A 16668-nucleotide genomic window follows, 5' to 3' on the forward strand; every position below is an offset into this window, starting at 1 on the left:
TCTTTAATGTATTTGCAAATTTTATTTCACTATAGGGATTATTAATTCTAGCTATTCTTCCACCTAGAGCCATATCATTAGAGATATTTATAGCACCATTTACAGAACTACTATTATTTAGAGTATCTATGCTACTTTTTGCACTTTCTCTTACATCTTTAAAGAAGTTTTTATTTGTGATTGCACCTATACCTACACTAGCATTAATATTAGAGTTAATCAAACTATCAAAGATACCTTGTGCTTCGTTTAGGTTGCCGGAAGATTTTAGGGAAGTTACTGCACCACCTATATTTTTATTTACATCTAAAAGTAAAGCTGCGTGCATTTCTGTATTTTTTATACCATTTAGTTTATCTACTAGCTCTCCTGCTAGGGCTTTATCGCTTTGTGCTATGCCTGTGCCTACTACATCAATAAAATCTTTACCGCTAATCTGCCCATTTTGATCTGTAGGGATTGCACTTTCAATGGCAGTTTTTTGTGCGGTGATGAGTGTGATAGCTTCATCTATCCTTGCTTTTTCAGCTTCATCTATAGTGTTTGCTTTTTGGTTATTTAGCTCTATTAGCATATCATTTCTAGTTTTTACTTCTTCTTCTAGAATCTTTGCAAGGTTTCTAGCATCTTCTGTGGTGGTAATATCCGTAGATAGTCTTTTTTCATCTTCGCTTAAATCCAAACTCGCTTCATAAAGATTCTCGCTTACTACTCTATCAATCTCATAAGTGGCAATACCATCAATACTTTGTGTGCCTAAGAGTTCTTTTAAGGTAACTAAATATTGTAAATTCACTTTATTATTTCCGCTAAGTGTGATTTTGCTATCACTTCTTATCAGTTCATAATCACTAAAAGCTAAACTAGAAAGGCTTTGTGCGATGACTCTAAAAGTAGAGTTTATAAGGCTTACATCGCCACTTACATGTAAAAGTCCGCCTTTTCTATTTGAATCAGCGATTGTAAAATAACCATAATTTGAATTAAGAGTACCATCAATACTCAAAGAACCATTTGCACCCCAAATTTTATATACTTCTAGGCTACCACCACCTTGATCGCTTCCGCTTATAGTTACATTTCCATTGATATAAGAAGGGCTTTGTGCGAGCAAGTTTCCATCAGTTTTAATCTCTACATCTGCATTAATTGTATAAGAATGGTTTGCACTTTGGAATTCAACATCTGATTCTCCAAAATAGCTGTCATCTTCACCCATTCCATCACCGATTATGAATTTAGTGCCATTGTATGTAATATCCTTAATGTTTAGCCCTAAACCCCCTTGATCTTGTGGGCTGGTTAGAGATAGAGAGTCAAAGTTAAAAGTTAGATTATCGTTTTTGTATTGTTCTTTTAGCGCCCATTTTCCACTGCCCTCGCTACTTTCTTCAAAATAAGTTTGAAAGTCATTAGCGCTATTTAGGGTGTAATCTGCTCCAAATGCACTCATACTCCCTAAAATTCCTAAACCCAATATTGCTCTTGATGCAATAAGAGATAATTTCATTCTTACTCCTTAAAAATTTAAAATAAACTTGTTATTTTGCCCCCCCCCCCCCCTTATTTTTTACTTAAATATGATTTCATTAAAGATAATAAGGGTGATTTGGTGCTTTTTTAGAAAATTTGAATTTAGTGGTATGACAATAATTTAAGAGAGAATTCCAAAGAATAGAAGCTTAGAGTTTAGGAAACTATGCTATAATAATGGGCTTTTTAAAATGCTAAAACACAAGGATAAGCGATGACAATTATTTCACAAGATAGTCAAGAAGTTTTGGTGGAACATTGTAAAATTGCTAGTGCGGAAAATTTAATTTTAGGTATTGAACACTCATTATTAAGTGCAGATGTAGAGCCACAAAGAGTTTTCTTTTTGAAAGTTCCTCCCGAGTTTAAAAAGAAACTTTATAGCAAAGATTGGTATTGGAATGGCACAAAATTAGAAGTTTATGAAGATTAAGGAGAAAAGATGCAAGGCAAAGCTTGGAAGTTTGGAGATAATATTGATACAGATTTAATCATCGCAGCGCGTTATTTAAACACTAGTGATGAAAAAGTTTTAGCATCACATTTAATGGAGGATGCAAGGGCGGATTTTGTAAGCCTAATTGGTAAGGGAGATATTATTGTGGCTGGAGAGAATTTTGGCTGTGGTTCTAGTAGGGAGCATGCACCTGTAGCAATTAAAGCAGCAGGGATTGCCGCAGTGATTGCTAAGAGCTATGCGAGAATCTTTTATCGCAATGCCTTTAATACAGGGCTTCCGATTCTAGAGATTAAAGAAACTGATTCTATTTGTGAAGGGGATGTGTTAGAAATTGATTTGCAAGGGGGTGTGATTAAAAACATTACTCAAAATACACAATATCATTTCACTCCTATTCCGCCCTTTATGCTTGAGCTTTTAGAAGCTGGAGGATTAATTCCCTATGCAAAATCTCAAAAAGGAAAATAAATTGAAAAATTACAAAATTGCTGTTATTAAGGGAGATGGAATCGGTCCTGAAATTATTAATGAAGCCCTTAAGGTTTTAAAAGTTGTTGCAGAGAAATTTGAATTTGGCTTGGAGTTTGAAGATTATTTGATGGGTGGAATCGCTTATGATTTAACAAAGAATCCTTTGCCTGATGAGACTATTGAAGGGTGTCTTAAGGCAGATGCCACGCTTTTTGGGGCAATTGGTGGTGAAAAGTGGGATAATTTACCTAGAGAATTACGCCCAGAGAGTGGTTTATTGCGGTTACGCAAAAGCTTGGAAGTATTTGCAAACTTCCGTCCTGCAAAAGTTTATGATGAGCTAATTGAAGCAAGCACTCTGAAGCCTGAAGTGGTGCGTGGAGTGGATATTTTGGTAGTGCGAGAATTGATTGGCGGAATCTACTTTGGCACTCCAAAAGGACGCGATAAAGATCGTGGATTTAATACAATGGTCTATAGCGTTGATGAAGTCAAAAGAATCGCTCATATTGCCTTTGAAGCTGCCCAAAAGAGAAACAAAAAAGTCTGCTCTGTGGATAAGGCAAATGTGCTCGATGTTAGCCAATTATGGCGAGAAGTGGTGAGTGAAGTGGCAAAAGAATATCCTAGTGTGGAATTAAGCCATATGTATGTTGATAATGCAGCGATGCAGCTTATTCGCAATCCTAAGCAATTTGATGTGATTTTAACGGGGAATCTTTTTGGAGATATTTTGAGCGATGAAGCTAGTATGCTAAGCGGATCTATCGGGCTTTTGCCTTCTGCTTCTCTTGGCACAAAAGCGGCAATTTATGAACCAATTCACGGAAGTGCGCCAGATATTGCAGGAATGGGGATTGCAAATCCAATTGCAACAATAGCGAGTGCTAGCATGCTCTTGCGATATTCTTTGGGTGAGATTAAGGCTGCTGATGCTATTGACAATGCAATTCATTTGGCATTAAAAGAAGGGTATCGCACTAAAGATATTGCAGAATTTGGTGCAAAAGAAATTTGCACTACAGAACAAATGGGAAGTATTATTGCAGGAAAAATTTAGCTGTTTAAAAAATAGCGAATAGAAGCAAAACTACAAAAAGGAATTTGGGAGATTTCCAAAATTTCTTTTTGACTGATAATTCCTCCTAATGCAAAAATTTCTGCCTTGTAACAATTAAGATCAAGTCTCTTTAAAAAATCAACTCCTAGAGGTTGTCCTTTGTTGGGTGTTTGGAAAATTGGGCTAATGGTGATTCCATTTGCCCCATAAGAATCAGCCTCTTTTATCTCTTGCTCATTGTGCGCACTAAAAAAAACTAAAGGAAGCTTTTGTTTGGCATTACTAATTTGATGCATCTGTTTGCTATTGCAATGCAATCCATCAAAGCCATATTGCAATGCCATATCAAAGTGAGAATTTAAAAGGCTTGGGATTTGATAGCTTTGATTGAGTTTTAAAAAAACTTCAAAGAGTTTTGGGTTTGGGGATTCTTTATCACGATAACAGGCAAAAGAAATAGCTTGAGAATCGAGGATATTTTTATAGAAATCATAAAATTTTAAGGGAGAATTTGGATAGAGATTAGGATCGGTGATGAGGTAAGCTTTAATGTGCTTCCTCACTTGCTAAAACTGCACCGGCTAAAAAGACATAGGTTAGAATCATAAAAATAAAAGCTTGTAAAAATGCCATAAAAGTCAAAATCAAGAAAGCAGGTAATGGTGCAACCCAAGGAGCCAACATAAGCATAACAAGTAAGAACATATCATCTCCTTTGATATTTCCAAAAAGACGGAAAGAAAGAGAAACAATTCTTGAGCAATGGGAGATTATTTCAATAGGAAACATTAGGGGTGCAAGGGCTTTTACTGGTCCTGCAAAATGTGCAAAGTATTTGGCAATTCCAAAAGTGCGAATCCCTTCAAAATTGTAATAAACAAAGACAACTAATGCAAGTGTAAGAGTGAAGCTAAGGCTTGATGAAGGTGCTTCAAAACCTGGAATAATACCAATTGCATTGGCTAGAAATACAAATAAAGCTAGGGTAGCAGTTAAAGGTAAGTATTGTCGTGCTTTTTCTTCACCAATGACATCTTTTGCCATAAAGATAACACCACCCAAAAAGGTTTCAAAAACATTTTGGATAGTCCCTGGAACAACTTGCATCCTTGAAGTAGCAAGTTTCGCTAAAATAACCGCGATAATAGCTACAAGCACCACATGAAACGCAATGATAAAATCGTGATTATGATTAATTAGCCCCGCAAATGTGAAAATTGAATTCATAAAATGTCTCCCTTAGAATTTATAAAGTCTATAATTATGCCAAAAATAATTTTAATAAAAAATTAACCTTTTTTATAAACTTTAGTTTTGAGTAGCAAATCGTGTAAGGCACTTCTATCTTTTCTCCACAATGGCATTAAAATGCCAATAATGGTAACTCCAGAAACTAAAAAAAGAAAGAATCGTAAAAGTGCAAAAAAGAAAGTAATGGGTTGATTATTCTCTCGCTTTACCCATAAATCATAGGCTTTTTTACCGAGGGTTTGACCTTTGAATGCCATTAATAAAGCCACAATCAAACCATAAATTAATACCGCAACAAAAGGACCCCAATTTGATTCTCGAAACTCTTTTGCACTTCCTATGACAACATAGGTTAAGAAGTATAAAAGGGGTAAATAAATCATAAAAGTGTCAATCACTTGGGCTTTGCCTCTTTCCCAAAAAGTAGCGTAATTAGAATCTTCTTGCAAAGACAAAGAGATATTTGGGGAGATATTTTGTTTCTTTATATTTCTCCAGCGTTTTGACATAGGGGAGCTTAGAATCTAATTGCCACGACTTCCGGGTTTAATTGCTTTGCTACCTTGTTGGCACAAAGGGCATTGACTTGGCTCATAGGTTTCAAAGACAAAATCTTCTAACGCAAAGAGTGGGAGATTAGAATCTAATTTGCATTCTTTAGAATCAAAGGTATTTGGACTTTGGTAGCGGTTGCAGATTCCACGATTAGCAAGGGCGGCATAGCCGACAACTTCAGCGCCAAGGCTTTCAACTTCCTTGGCACATTCCATTGCAGAACCGCCTGTGGTGATAATGTCTTCACACACAAGAATCTTTTCATTTTTTTTGATTTCAAATCCGCGTCTTAGAGTCATCACCCCATTAACGCGTTCTGTAAAAATAAATCGCACTCCCAATGCTCTTGCAAGCTCATATCCAGCGAGAATCCCGCCAAGTGCAGGGGAGCAAACACAATCGACTTTAATTTGCGATTCTTGAATGATTTTTGCAAGTGCTTTTGCTAATTCTTCTGCGGTTTTTGGATTTTCTAAAACCTTAGCAGACTGCAGATAAAAGGGCGAATGCTTACCGCTACTAAGCAAAAAATGCCCCTCTAAAAGTGCGTTTGAATTTTTGTAAATTTGAGTAATATCCATTGCTTCTCCTTGCTAGATTTTTAGCAATTCCTCTTCTTTGTGCTTGACAAGTTCATCGATTTTTTTAACCGCGTTGTCAGTCAATTTTTGAATCTCTTCTTGTCCTTTTTTGGATTCATCTTCGCTAACAACTTTATCTTTTTCAAGCTTTTTGACTTTGTCATTAGAATCTTTGCGGATATTTCTAATTGCAATTTTGGCTTTTTCTCCGATATTTTTAGCTTCTTTAGCGATTTCTTTTCTTTGCTCACTTGTCATTGGGGGGAAAAAGAGTTTGATAGTTTCGCCATCGTTGTTTGGATTTACTCCAATATTGGCTTCTTGAATTGCTCTTTCTATTTCCTTAAGTAAATTTTTTTCCCAAGGCGTGATGACAATCGTGCTAGCATCTTGTGCGATAACAGAGCCAATTTGATTGAGTGGTGTGGGCGTGTCATAATAGCTAATGCGAATATGATCTAGAATTGCTACAGAAACTTTTCCACTTCTTAAAGTGCTAAATTCCTTTTTCATTGATTCAATGCTTTTATTCATTGATTCTTGGGTGTGATTGTAAATTTCTTGCAAACTCATCTATTGTCCTTGTTGATTAGGTTGGGTGTCTGATTGTGGTGCAACAGGAGCAGTAGGAACTGCTGGTGTAGCGGGTGTAGGATTGGCTGGAATTTCTACATTATCAAGAATTGAACTTTGAGAATCTTTGGTATAGAAATAGCCCAATGCGATTGTATTTACCACAAATAAGAATCCAAGAACAAAAGTAGTCTTAGCCAAGAATCCTGCTGGACCTTTCGCACCAAAAAGACTTTCATTACTTCCGCTATATGCTCCAAGTCCGATGCTAGAGCTTTTTTGTAAAAGCACTATAATGGTAATAATAACCGCTAAAACAAATTGAATAATCAATAAAATTCCACTCATACTTTCCCTTCTAAAAATAAAAAAATTATTCACATTTTACCCAAAACATACTTAAATAAAATAAAACTTTAGCGAGAGTCTTGCATAATTGCTTCAAGTAGAATAGAATATGTTTTTTAAAATATGGTATTGAATTTTAATGAAGGATTTAAAATGGCTTTTTCAAATCTCTCTAAGGTTTTGGCAAAATATTTTAAGGGAGAGCAGGGCGAGAGTTATGTGTGTGATTCTATTGCTTCACTTCTAAGGGATAAAAGCGATAGGGAAAACTACTATCTTATTCCTAAAGCAAAATTAGGGTTTGCTGAAAATATTTTTGAAATAGATTTGCTCTTGTTGCATCCGACTTTGGGGATTTTTGTTGTTGAAGTAAAAAACTGGGATTCTTTAGAATTGATTAAAAAACACTCCCCTTATGATCAGGCAAATAAATATAGAAATCTAATTTTGTCTATTTTGAAAGAAAATTTTGGAGATTGTCCTATTCCTATTAATGTTGAGATGCGTGTTATCTTTCCATCCATTTCTAAAAGCGATGCAGAAGAATTCTTTTTGCGACACTCTTATGATGCAAATATGCAACCCTTAACATTTTTTAAAGAAGATTTGCAAAACAAAGAATCTTTTGGTCGTTTCTTTAAATCCACTAGTATCAATGTGCCCAATAAAAAAGATTTTCTTAAAATCACCTCTTTGTTTGTTTCTGCCAAAGATTCCAAAAGCAATCAAATAATCCCAATAATCACAAAAGATGAAGTGGTCTTTTTTGATCATAAGCAACTAGGGATTATGAATGGCTACAAAGATGGCTTTAGAATCATTCGCGGTGTTGCAGGAACTGGCAAAACGATTATATTGACTAATTTTGTAGCACAGCGATTGAAAAAAGATAGCAGTGAGTGCTTTTTGATTTTATGTTTCAATAACAACTTAGAAAATGCCATTAAAACAAGTTTTGGAGAAAATTATGATTCCAAACAAATTAAAATTATTTCAATTATGGCTTTTTTAAGGGAGATTAGCTTTGATTTTAGTAAAGTGGGAATTAGAGTGCAAAGCACAAAAGAGATTGAAGCTACACCTATTTCTAAGCAATATGAAATTTTTGAAAGTGATGAGGCACTAGAAGAGTTTAAGCTAAAACTGCAAAATTATCTTAAAAGATATCCTGTGGATTATATGCTGTGTGATGAAACGCAAGATATGCCAGAGGGCTTTATGCGAATCTTATATGAAGAGATTAAAGATTGTATTTTCTTTATTGATGAAGCACAAAGATTCTATTCTTATTCTATGGAGAATATCGCACAAGTTTTTCATCATCCAAAATTTGAAAAAATCTCTATGCAAGGGCGCGTTAAGAATCTTAAAAATGTCTATAGGACACCATCAAATATTGCTGTGTGTGCCTTTAAAATACTTAATAAAGACAAAAAGCTAAATGAATACTATAAAAAATCTTTTTATTTGAAAAGTAATTTTACAAGTGATATTAATTGCGTCCTAGAAACAGGCGAAATAAAGGCGCAAAATTTCAATTACAAAGAAAATGATAATTTAAAAAATTTATTGAAAAATTTTCCTAGTAATGAAAGCAATATTCTCTTAACCTTTAGCAAAGAAAATGTGAAAGGATTAGAAAATGTCTTGGATTCTATTGGGAGAAAAGATATAAAAATTATGACTATTCAAGGAATCAAAGGGCTTGAAGCTCAAAATGTCGTGGTTCATGGGTTTGTTGATTTTTTAAATATTACACAAAAATACGAGCCTGATCTTTTGTATCGCAAGACTTATGTTCTTCTTACACGCGCTAGAGAAAATATTTATTTGGACTTTAGCGGCAAAGGATTCTCTGATGAAGTCAATGAAATCTTAAAAATTATTCAAGAAGATTCTAAGCAGGTTGAAGCGCAAAAAGAAAAAGATAGCACAGAATCTAAAGGAACTAGTAAATTCAAACTTGCAAAGATTTGCCCCATTCTCTCTGGTGCAAAAGATAGTGCGGAGTTTATAGTGGCGGCAAGTGAGATTTTTGCCGTTGTTGCTGGGCTTTGTGCGCTATAGGGCGTTGCAAAACAAAGCCTAACTAACCTTTGGTGCTTTTAGGTGTTTGTAGATTTTTAGGCTAAGTGCACACAAAGTAGCAATAAGTAGCACATAATGGAGAGTACTTAGAATCTTTTGCTGAGTAAGAATATGCAAAAGCGCAAGTAAGATTGCTAGATAAACTAAAAAATACATTTTAAAGCGCCTAAAAAGATTTGCCAAAGAAGCACAAAAGATAAATAAGCTTATTAAAAAGCCAATACTTCCTAAAATTAAAGAATTTTCTGCAAGAATCTTTTGAAGCATTAGTTGAATATCTAAGTTAAAATCCAAATAAGCAAAAATGAGAAAATGCCAACTCATCGCAACAAAGGCTAATAAGCCAAGCAATCGACCATAGAGATGTGGTAGCCAAAGCCCAACAAAAAGCAATGCAAAGGCAAAATATCCCGTATAGAGATAGAGGGCTTCAAAGGAGAAATAAATGCCATAGAGAATCTGATTTTCTATGGATAAGATTCCATAATATCCAAGGCAAAATAAGGCTAAAAGCGCGATGGATTCAATAATGATTCGCATTAATAGAGTTTTGTCCTATCTAAACCTTGATAAAAATGTTCCACTTCTTTGGCATAACCATTGAGGTAGAGAGTTTTAACTTGCCCTCTTTTGCCAATGACACGCTCACTGCTTTGAGACCATCTAGGGTGTGAGACTTCAGGATCTACATTGCCATAAAATCCATATTCTCTAGGATTCTCTTCTTCCCAAGTTGAGATGGGTTTTTCTTTTAAAAATTCAATTTTATGGATACTCTTAATGGATTTATATCCATATTTCCAAGGCACAACCAAACGCAGAGGTGCTCCATTTTGTGGAGGTAGAGGCTTTTTATACATTCCAACAGCTAGAAGTGTTAAGGGGTGCATTGCTTCATCAAGACGCAAAACTTCTTTATAGGGAAAATTAAGCAATTGCATAGCACCTTGCATAGGAAATTGTTTGGGATCATAAAGCGTTGTAAAACGCATATATTTAGCATTGCTATTTGGTTTTGCAAGCTCTATTAGCTCTCTTAGCTCAAAGCCAACCCAAGGGATAACCATACTCCAAGCTTCAACACAGCGAAAACGATATACTCTTTCAACTAAATGTACCTGCTTTAATAAATCAGTATAAGAAATGCTAAAAGGCTTTTCAATCTCTCCTTCAATTTGAATCTCCCAAGGAGAAGTTTTTAAAGTGTGTGCTTTGTTTTTTGGATCTGCTTTGGAGAATCCAAACTCATAAAAATTATTATAACTAGTTGCAATTTCTTCTTTGGTGAGTTCTAAATGCTCACCATTTAGAGTGTATGCTTCTTCTGCACTCATTTCTTTGAAGTCTAATCCTTGCTCCTTTAGCACTGCTGCTAAGAGATTATCAGCCAATAAGGCACTCACTAGACTTCCAGCTCCTAGCTTTAAAAATTTCCTTCTAGCATTAAAAAGCTTTTCGGGTGTAATTTCCATTGTGTTTGCTCCGGTTAAAACTTTTTAAAATTTTATCATTTAGAATCTAAATAGCAAAAATGGCATAGATTTACTTTTACATTAGTTTTTGCATCGAGAGATAACTATTTAATGCACCAATGTATGCCCTAGCTGTTGCTTGTAAGGTATCTAAATGCAAACCATGTCCAATAAATGCGGGTTTGTTTGGCTCAAACTCTGCTTTAACAACAACTTTTGCTAAAGCATCTTTACCTTCACTCACTGCTTCTACTTTATAATCTTTTAAAACACCATTATAGCCACTAATTCTATCAATTGTTTTTAAAATAGCATCCACGCTACCATTTCCAATGGCTGCATCAATACGATTGGTGCCATCTTTTTGGATAGAGATTGCTGCATAAGGCACACCATTAGAATCGCTACTAATTTGCAAACTAATTAATTCAAAAATTTGTGGAATCTTGCTGGTTTGATCAGTTAGAATGGAACGAATATCCTCATCATAAACTTCTTTTTTCTTATCGCAAAGAATCTTGAATTTTTCAAAGGCACTATCAAGCTCTTCTTGTGAAATTCCATCAAATCCTAAACTTACCAATTTATCTTTAAAAGCTGCTCTACCACTATGTTTGCCAAGCACCAATCCATTTTCTTGTGGAATCCCAATATCGCTAGATTTCATAATCTCATAAGTTTCTGGGTGCTTTAGCATACCATCTTGGTGGATTCCACTTTCGTGAGCAAATGCATTTTTACCCACAATAGCTTTGTTAGGTTGTGGTCTAATGCCTGTAATGTCTGCTACAAGTTTGCTAGTGGCATAAATTTCTTTGGTTTTGATGTTTGTATCTAAATTTCCAAAAATATCTTTGCGTGTTTTTAGAATCATAACCACTTCTTCTAAGGCTGTGTTTCCTGCGCGTTCCCCAAGTCCATTGATTGTGCATTCAAGTTGCCTTGCACCATTTTGTATTCCTGCAATAGAGTTAGAGACTGCTAAGCCCAAGTCATTATGGCAATGCACTGATAAAATCGCACGATCACCAACGCAAGTTTTCATTTCTTTTATCATTTCGCCAATTTCATTGGGCAAACGATAACCCACTGTATCAGGGAGATTAAGTGTTGTTGCTCCTGCTTCAATCACCGCTAAAGCTACTTCTTTTAAAAATCCAATATCACTACGACACGCATCTTCACAGCTAAACTCTATGTCTTCACACAAGCTTCTTGCAAGTTTGACAGCTTCTACAGCACGCTTAATGACTTCATTGGGTTGCATTTTGAGTTTATATTCCATATGTATAGGGCTTGTTGCAATGAAAGTATGGATTCGCTTATATTTTGCTTTTTCTAGTGCTTTTGCAGCTGATTCAATATCTTTTGGCACAGCTCTTGCAAGGGAGCATATCGTGCTTTCTTTGAGTGTTTCAGAAATTCTTGAAATCGCTTCAAAATCCCCAGGACTAGCTGCTGCAAAACCTGCTTCAATAATATCTACGCCCAATTTTTCTAACTGCAAAGCAAGTTTGATTTTTTCTTCTGTATTCATTGAAGCACCAGGGCTCTGCTCACCATCTCTTAAAGTAGTATCAAAAATTTTTATCATTTCCATTGTTATATCCTTTAAAATATATTTATTGTTTGAGTGAGGGTTAAATGTTAGATTCCCAGTGGTAGCAATAGCGATAAAGTTAAAAGATTTTTATATGCATTGCTGTAATGCCGCGTGTAAGACATTCTCATTTTCTTCTCTCTATAAAATGCTTGGTGAGATAATATAAAGCTCTACTGGGACCAAAAAGCACATAACAAGTGATTAGAATTGTAATGCTCAAGACTGGATAAGCAAAAAGAATTGCTAAAATGATCATTAAAAGGACAATGATTTTACTAAAGCTTATTTTTTCAAAATTTAATTTCTTAAAGCTAGGATAGCGAATGTTGCTCACCATTAACAAAGCTACTATCAAACTTCCTATCAATAAAAATGGTGAGATCATCTTTGGATTTTCAAAATATTTTTGAAAGTAACCCATTTCAAGCAATAGCCAACTTATGACAAAAACTGCTGCAGCAGGAATAGGCAATCCTATAAAGACATTGGGTTCATTTTGATTAGTTGTGACATTAAATCGTGCAAGTCTAATAGCTCCAAATACAACATAAAGCCCAGAGACAATGATTCCAAGTTTCCCATACATATATCCAACATAGGTAAATAAAATCATAGCGGGTGCTACGCCAAAAGCTACAATATCTGCTAATGAATCAAACTCTACACCAAATTTGCTTGTAGTGCCTGTTAATCTTGCTACACGCCCATCAAGTCCATCAAAGATTAAACTTAATAGCACAAGCCAACAAGCTAGTTGGAATCTTCCCATTGTCGCATAGGAAATACTTAAGATTCCAAGATAGATACTTGCTCCTGTGAAAAAATTTGGCAAAATATACAAAGGATCAATTTTCATTAGCGGATATACCCCATTATGCTAGAACCTGCTAATATTTTATCGCCTATGGAGACCTTTACTTCTACATTTTTGGGTAATTGCAATTTAGCCATCCCTTTTAAGAAAAAGCCAATTCGTTCTCCTTCTCTAAATTTGGAATCACAAAAATAGATAAAAAGATTGCGAAGGCAAATTTTGGGATATAAAATAAGTGAAATACAAGTTTTAGAACCCATAAACTCTAAACACACTCTCTCGCCCGTTGATTCTTGAGCATTGGCTAAACCAGAGATATGATAGAGTTTTTTTGCCATCCCATTTAAAGGCATCCGTATCATCCCACAAAAACAAATAGGCTTTTTGATTGTTATTAATAGGCTGTCTTCTTGATTTTCTATGTGTGTAATGATTCCATCAATGGGCGCTAAAATGACATCTTGTGAAATATCTTGTGCGATTCTTTCAGGATTATAGTAGAAATAAAGAAGAGAAAGCAAGAATACAAAAGCCAAGAAGCCAATGAATTTCCAACTTAATAACCAACAAAAAAATAACACAATTAAAGTGATGATAATAGGCTTCCAACCTTCTTTTGCGATAATTTGTGTTGTGGTTTTCAACATTACTCCTTTTAGGCTTCCTCTTTTTCTTCTTTAACGATTCTGCTTTCTAAATTGTGAGCTTTTTCGTATTCTGCAATGATTTCTCGCACTTTCTCTCCATCAATATTTTCTTTTTCAAAGAGTTCTTTGACGATATTTTCAATCGCCTCTTTGTAGGTTTCTAGCGATTCTTTGACAGCTTCAAAACGCTCATTAAGAAGGGTTTTGATATAAGAATCCATTTTTTGTGCCATTTCTTCACTATATTCCCTTGTGCTACCTAATCCACCATTTAAGAAAACATTGCGTTGTTTCTCTAGCACCATAAGTCCAGCAACATCGGTCATTCCATAGTAGCTTACCATAGCTTTAATAATGTCGGTGGCTCTTTCTAAGTCATTGCTAGCCCCTGTGGAAATTTCGCCTAAAAATACTGCTTCAGCTGCTCTTCCACCAAGCAAAACATCAACTTCGGCTAACAATTCGTGCTTTTGCATAAGATATTTGTTTTCTTCGGGTGTATTGAGTGTGTATCCAAGTGCTGCTAAACCGCGTGGAATAATAGAAACCTTGGTTACTTTTTTGGCTCCTTTAGTGATTTCAGCTATAAGTGCGTGCCCACTTTCGTGGTAAGCAACAATTTTTTTCTCTTTTGGAGAGATTCTGCGAGATTTTTTCTCCAATCCCGCGATACTTCTCTCAACAGCCTCTAAAAAATCACTTTGTTCGACTCCTTTTTTATCATTTCTTCCAGCAAGGAGTGCGGCTTCATTAACAATATTAGCTAAATCGGCACCTGCAAGTCCGGCTGTTAGCTTTGAAACTTCAAATAAATCAACATTGCGAGCTAATTTGATATTTTTGATATGCACTTTTAAAATTTCCACTCTACCTTCAAAGTCAGGTTTATCCACCAAAACTTGTCTATCAAATCTACCTGGACGCAAGAGAGCAGGATCTAAAACTTCTGGGCGGTTAGTTGCTGCAAGCACGATAACAGGAGAAGAATCAGAATTAAAACCATCCATTTCGGCTAAAAGTTGATTGAGTGTTTGTTCGCGTTCATCATTGCCGCCACCCACCATTCCATTGGCACGACTTTTACCAATTGCATCAATTTCATCAATAAAAATAATACTCGGTGCTTCCTTTTTGGCATTTTCAAATAAATCTCTTACTCTGCTTGCCCCAACACCTACAAACATTTCAATAAAGCTACTTCCGCTAACAGAAAAAAATGGGACATTGGCTTCACCTGCTACAGCTTTTGCAAGGAGTGTTTTACCCGTCCCTGGAGGTCCTACTAATAATACACCTTTAGGTATTTTAGCACCTAATGCTGCGTAACGCTCGGGATTTTTTAGAAAATCTACAATCTCTACTACCTCATCTTTAGCTTCTGCATTACCTGCCATATCATCAAATTTAACATTGGGCTTTTCTGAATTGACAAGTTTTCTTGAACTTCCAAATCCCAATATTCCACTTCCCATATTTTTTTGCATACGATTAGCCAAAAACATCCAAATTGCAAAGAAAATAAAGATAGGCAATACCCAACCAAAGAGCATATCACTAAGCCAATTGCTTTCGCTATAGCCAGTGTATTCTACACCTTTTTCATCTAGCAAAGGAATTAGTGTGTTATCTGGGCTTACTCTTTGAGCATTATAGACAATTTTTCCATTTTCATTGTTTGCAGTAGCTTTGATATTAGTTTGTCCAATAGCAACAAAATCTACTTGTTTGTTTTCAATGAGTTTTTTTAATTCATAGTAGTTAATGGTTTTGGTTGTGTTTGCACCGCTTAATTTGCTTACTTCGCCATTTGGGGACATAAAGCGAAAAATAACAATCGCAATGATTGCAAAAATAACAAACATTAAAAGAGGATTCTGATTGAAAAAATTATTAGGTTTTTTATCTTGTGGTTGATTTTGGTTATTGTCTTGTCTTTGCATTATTATCCTTATATTTTTTTAAAAGTTAAAGTTACCCATTCTTGATGATTATTTTGGGTAAGTAATTCTAAGTTTTTAAACTTATCAAGAACTTTTTTTGTGTATTTTTCTAAAATCCCTGATAAGATTAATATCCCACCTTTCTTAACATAAGAATCTAAGGGTAATGCTACAATAATATCTGCGAGAATATTAGCAATTACCACATCAAAATAATCTTTTTTGTCAGTTATTTTATCAATAGATCCTAAAAAAACTTTATCTAAGTTAAGATTATTTTTTTGGGCATTTTCTTTGGTAGCATTAACGGCTATTTCATCAGTATCACAACACCAAACTTCTGCGCCACTCTTTTTAGCGGCGATAGATAAAATCCCACTTCCACAACCCACATCCAAAAGTGTTTTGTTTGCTAAAGAGAGATTATTGAGCGCTTCTAGACAGCCAAAAGTGCTACCATGATGCCCACTACCAAAGGCTAATGCTGGCTCGATGATGAGATTAATTTTGTCGGTTTTGGGGGAAAACCAAGGGGGATAAATATAATATTTTCCGCATTCAATGGGTTGTATGGAATCGCGGTATTTGGCAATCCAATCTTCATTATTTAAAATATTTGATTCAAATTCTAGATGGATTTTTTCTTGCATAAGATTTTCAAGTTCTTTGCTATAAGCCTCTAATTGCTTTTGAATTGCATTGGTATCTTGATAGGTTCGAATGATAAAACCATTTTCAATTTCTTCAATCGCTTCCTTGGTGATTTCTAGTGCCTTATTTTCAAAAAGCCATAAAAATTTATCAACTTTGATATTGAGGCAATTATAAGATTCCATTGTTAATCATTTACACCTAATACAACTTCTAATTTTTCTTTTAAGACTTGTGGGGTAAATGGCTTGACTATATAGTTATTAACGCCAGCCTTGAGAGCAGTAATTACTTCTGCCTTTCCTCCTTCTGTGGTAACCATAATGATAGGAATATCTTTAAATCTTTCATCAGCACGAACTTTTTTAACTAAGTCTAAACCATTCATTTCAGGCATATTCCAATCTGTGATTAAGACTTTTACATCCGGATTGGCATTCATTTGATCCCAACCTTCAACGCCATTTTCTCCTTCTAAAATGTCATTATAACCTAATCTTGCAAGTGTGTTTTTTATGATTCTCCTCATCGTAGAACTATCATCAACAACAACCATCTTCAAAGCGAACTCCTTATTGCTAGCTAAAGCTAAAATTTTAATTGAAAAATTGTAATATCATA

18 protein-coding genes and 1 pseudogene are annotated in these 16668 nt (G+C 35.0%); 4 read left to right on the forward strand and 15 right to left on the reverse strand.

Translation table 11 applies throughout. The annotated features are described in order from the left end of the window. A pseudogene (locus HCAN_RS00380) lies at positions 1-1510 on the reverse strand (hypothetical protein); the annotation flags it as partial. Positions 1511-1747: 237 nt separating this feature from the next. On the opposite strand from HCAN_RS00380, the gene HCAN_RS00385 reads away from it, so the two are divergent. The 3 genes from HCAN_RS00385 to leuB are packed head-to-tail and all read left to right on the forward strand — an operon-like array spanning position 1748 to position 3524. Further along, on the forward strand, positions 1748-1966 hold the full coding sequence (locus HCAN_RS00385) for a hypothetical protein (protein WP_006656094.1): 219 nt from the start codon (positions 1748-1750) through the stop codon (positions 1964-1966). A gap of 9 nt (positions 1967-1975) precedes the next feature. Next, the gene (locus HCAN_RS00390) at positions 1976-2461 is read left to right on the forward strand and encodes a 3-isopropylmalate dehydratase small subunit (RefSeq protein ID WP_006656093.1); all 486 of its coding nucleotides are present in this window, start codon (positions 1976-1978) and stop codon (positions 2459-2461) included. Beyond that, positions 2436-3524: a 3-isopropylmalate dehydrogenase gene (gene leuB / locus HCAN_RS00395; RefSeq protein ID WP_006656092.1), complete on the forward strand. Its 1089-nt coding sequence runs from the start codon at positions 2436-2438 to the stop codon at positions 3522-3524. Before HCAN_RS00390 ends, leuB begins: the two co-directional genes overlap by 26 nt. Here leuB and HCAN_RS00400 read toward each other — a convergent pair. The 6 genes from HCAN_RS00400 to secG all read right to left on the reverse strand — a co-directional run bounded on the left by HCAN_RS00400 (position 3521) and on the right by secG (position 6832). Continuing rightward, on the reverse strand, positions 3521-4087 hold the full coding sequence (locus HCAN_RS00400; RefSeq protein ID WP_006656091.1) for a thiamine phosphate synthase: 567 nt from the start codon (positions 4085-4087) through the stop codon (positions 3521-3523). The two genes, leuB and HCAN_RS00400, sit on opposite strands and share 4 nt — an antisense overlap. Continuing rightward, positions 4071-4751 carry a F0F1 ATP synthase subunit A gene (locus HCAN_RS00405; RefSeq protein ID WP_006656090.1) on the reverse strand — a complete coding sequence of 227 codons (681 nt, stop codon included), beginning with the start codon at positions 4749-4751 and terminating at the stop codon, positions 4071-4073. The genes HCAN_RS00400 and HCAN_RS00405 overlap by 17 nt, the downstream gene beginning before the upstream one ends. Positions 4752-4813: 62 nt before the next feature. Further along, a complete protein-coding gene (locus HCAN_RS00410) occupies positions 4814-5284 on the reverse strand; it encodes an RDD family protein (RefSeq protein ID WP_006656089.1) in 471 nt (156 codons plus the stop codon). Positions 5285-5299: 15 nt separating this feature from the next. Then, positions 5300-5911: an orotate phosphoribosyltransferase gene (gene pyrE, locus HCAN_RS00415; RefSeq protein ID WP_006656088.1), complete on the reverse strand. Its 612-nt coding sequence runs from the start codon at positions 5909-5911 to the stop codon at positions 5300-5302. Between the two features lie 12 nt (positions 5912-5923). Beyond that, positions 5924-6484 (reverse strand): ribosome recycling factor, encoded by a 561-nt coding sequence (gene frr / locus HCAN_RS00420; protein WP_006656671.1) that lies wholly within the window; start codon positions 6482-6484, stop codon positions 5924-5926. Continuing rightward, the gene (gene secG / locus HCAN_RS00425; RefSeq protein ID WP_006656086.1) at positions 6485-6832 is read right to left on the reverse strand and encodes a preprotein translocase subunit SecG; all 348 of its coding nucleotides are present in this window, start codon (positions 6830-6832) and stop codon (positions 6485-6487) included. A 153-nt stretch (positions 6833-6985) separates the two neighbouring features. Between secG and HCAN_RS00430 the strand changes: the two genes are divergently transcribed. After that, a complete protein-coding gene (locus HCAN_RS00430) occupies positions 6986-8899 on the forward strand; it encodes an NERD domain-containing protein (protein WP_006656672.1) in 1914 nt (637 codons plus the stop codon). An 18-nt stretch (positions 8900-8917) separates the two neighbouring features. Here HCAN_RS00430 and HCAN_RS00435 read toward each other — a convergent pair whose 3' ends face one another. From HCAN_RS00435 to HCAN_RS00470, 8 genes are all read right to left on the reverse strand, one after another. After that, positions 8918-9460, reverse strand: coding sequence for a cytochrome b family protein (locus HCAN_RS00435; RefSeq protein ID WP_006656673.1), 543 nt, complete (start codon positions 9458-9460; stop codon positions 8918-8920). Further along, the gene (gene msrP, locus HCAN_RS00440; RefSeq protein ID WP_006656674.1) at positions 9460-10392 is read right to left on the reverse strand and encodes a protein-methionine-sulfoxide reductase catalytic subunit MsrP; all 933 of its coding nucleotides are present in this window, start codon (positions 10390-10392) and stop codon (positions 9460-9462) included. The genes HCAN_RS00435 and msrP overlap by 1 nt, the downstream gene beginning before the upstream one ends. 76 nt (positions 10393-10468) lie before the next feature. Then, positions 10469-11992, reverse strand: coding sequence for a 2-isopropylmalate synthase (locus tag HCAN_RS00445; RefSeq protein ID WP_006656675.1), 1524 nt, complete (start codon positions 11990-11992; stop codon positions 10469-10471). Positions 11993-12119: 127 nt separating this feature from the next. Further along, entirely contained in the window at positions 12120-12851 is a 732-nt protein-coding gene (gene pssA, locus HCAN_RS00450) for a CDP-diacylglycerol--serine O-phosphatidyltransferase (RefSeq protein WP_006656081.1), read from the reverse strand. Beyond that, the gene (locus tag HCAN_RS00455) at positions 12851-13456 is read right to left on the reverse strand and encodes a phosphatidylserine decarboxylase (RefSeq protein WP_006656080.1); all 606 of its coding nucleotides are present in this window, start codon (positions 13454-13456) and stop codon (positions 12851-12853) included. Before HCAN_RS00455 ends, pssA begins: the two co-directional genes overlap by 1 nt. 8 nt (positions 13457-13464) lie before the next feature. Further along, on the reverse strand, positions 13465-15396 hold the full coding sequence (gene ftsH / locus HCAN_RS00460) for an ATP-dependent zinc metalloprotease FtsH (protein ID WP_006656079.1): 1932 nt from the start codon (positions 15394-15396) through the stop codon (positions 13465-13467). A gap of 8 nt (positions 15397-15404) precedes the next feature. Beyond that, the gene (prmA, locus tag HCAN_RS00465) at positions 15405-16232 is read right to left on the reverse strand and encodes a 50S ribosomal protein L11 methyltransferase (RefSeq protein WP_006656078.1); all 828 of its coding nucleotides are present in this window, start codon (positions 16230-16232) and stop codon (positions 15405-15407) included. Positions 16233-16234: 2 nt separating this feature from the next. Further along, positions 16235-16609: a chemotaxis response regulator CheY gene (locus tag HCAN_RS00470; RefSeq protein ID WP_006656077.1), complete on the reverse strand. Its 375-nt coding sequence runs from the start codon at positions 16607-16609 to the stop codon at positions 16235-16237. Between the last annotated feature and the right edge of the window lie 59 nt (positions 16610-16668).

It is taken from the genome of Helicobacter canadensis MIT 98-5491 (genome assembly GCF_000162575.1).
In the GTDB taxonomy this organism is placed as follows: domain Bacteria; phylum Campylobacterota; class Campylobacteria; order Campylobacterales; family Helicobacteraceae; genus Helicobacter_D; species Helicobacter_D canadensis.

Coding starts and splice junctions, on each gene's coding strand:
- HCAN_RS00385 (WP_006656094.1), top strand. CDS start 1,748: ATGACAATTATTTCACAAGATAGTCAAGAAGTTTTGGTGGAACATTGT.
- HCAN_RS00390 (WP_006656093.1), top strand. CDS start 1,976: ATGCAAGGCAAAGCTTGGAAGTTTGGAGATAATATTGATACAGATTTA.
- leuB (WP_006656092.1), top strand. CDS start 2,436: ATGCAAAATCTCAAAAAGGAAAATAAATTGAAAAATTACAAAATTGCT.
- HCAN_RS00405 (WP_006656090.1), bottom strand. CDS start 4,751: ATGAATTCAATTTTCACATTTGCGGGGCTAATTAATCATAATCACGAT.
- HCAN_RS00410 (WP_006656089.1), bottom strand. CDS start 5,284: ATGTCAAAACGCTGGAGAAATATAAAGAAACAAAATATCTCCCCAAAT.
- pyrE (WP_006656088.1), bottom strand. CDS start 5,911: ATGGATATTACTCAAATTTACAAAAATTCAAACGCACTTTTAGAGGGG.
- frr (WP_006656671.1), bottom strand. CDS start 6,484: ATGAGTTTGCAAGAAATTTACAATCACACCCAAGAATCAATGAATAAA.
- secG (WP_006656086.1), bottom strand. CDS start 6,832: ATGAGTGGAATTTTATTGATTATTCAATTTGTTTTAGCGGTTATTATT.
- HCAN_RS00430 (WP_006656672.1), top strand. CDS start 6,986: ATGGCTTTTTCAAATCTCTCTAAGGTTTTGGCAAAATATTTTAAGGGA.
- HCAN_RS00435 (WP_006656673.1), bottom strand. CDS start 9,460: ATGCGAATCATTATTGAATCCATCGCGCTTTTAGCCTTATTTTGCCTT.
- msrP (WP_006656674.1), bottom strand. CDS start 10,392: ATGGAAATTACACCCGAAAAGCTTTTTAATGCTAGAAGGAAATTTTTA.
- HCAN_RS00445 (WP_006656675.1), bottom strand. CDS start 11,992: ATGGAAATGATAAAAATTTTTGATACTACTTTAAGAGATGGTGAGCAG.
- pssA (WP_006656081.1), bottom strand. CDS start 12,851: ATGAAAATTGATCCTTTGTATATTTTGCCAAATTTTTTCACAGGAGCA.
- HCAN_RS00455 (WP_006656080.1), bottom strand. CDS start 13,456: ATGTTGAAAACCACAACACAAATTATCGCAAAAGAAGGTTGGAAGCCT.
- ftsH (WP_006656079.1), bottom strand. CDS start 15,396: ATGCAAAGACAAGACAATAACCAAAATCAACCACAAGATAAAAAACCT.
- prmA (WP_006656078.1), bottom strand. CDS start 16,232: ATGGAATCTTATAATTGCCTCAATATCAAAGTTGATAAATTTTTATGG.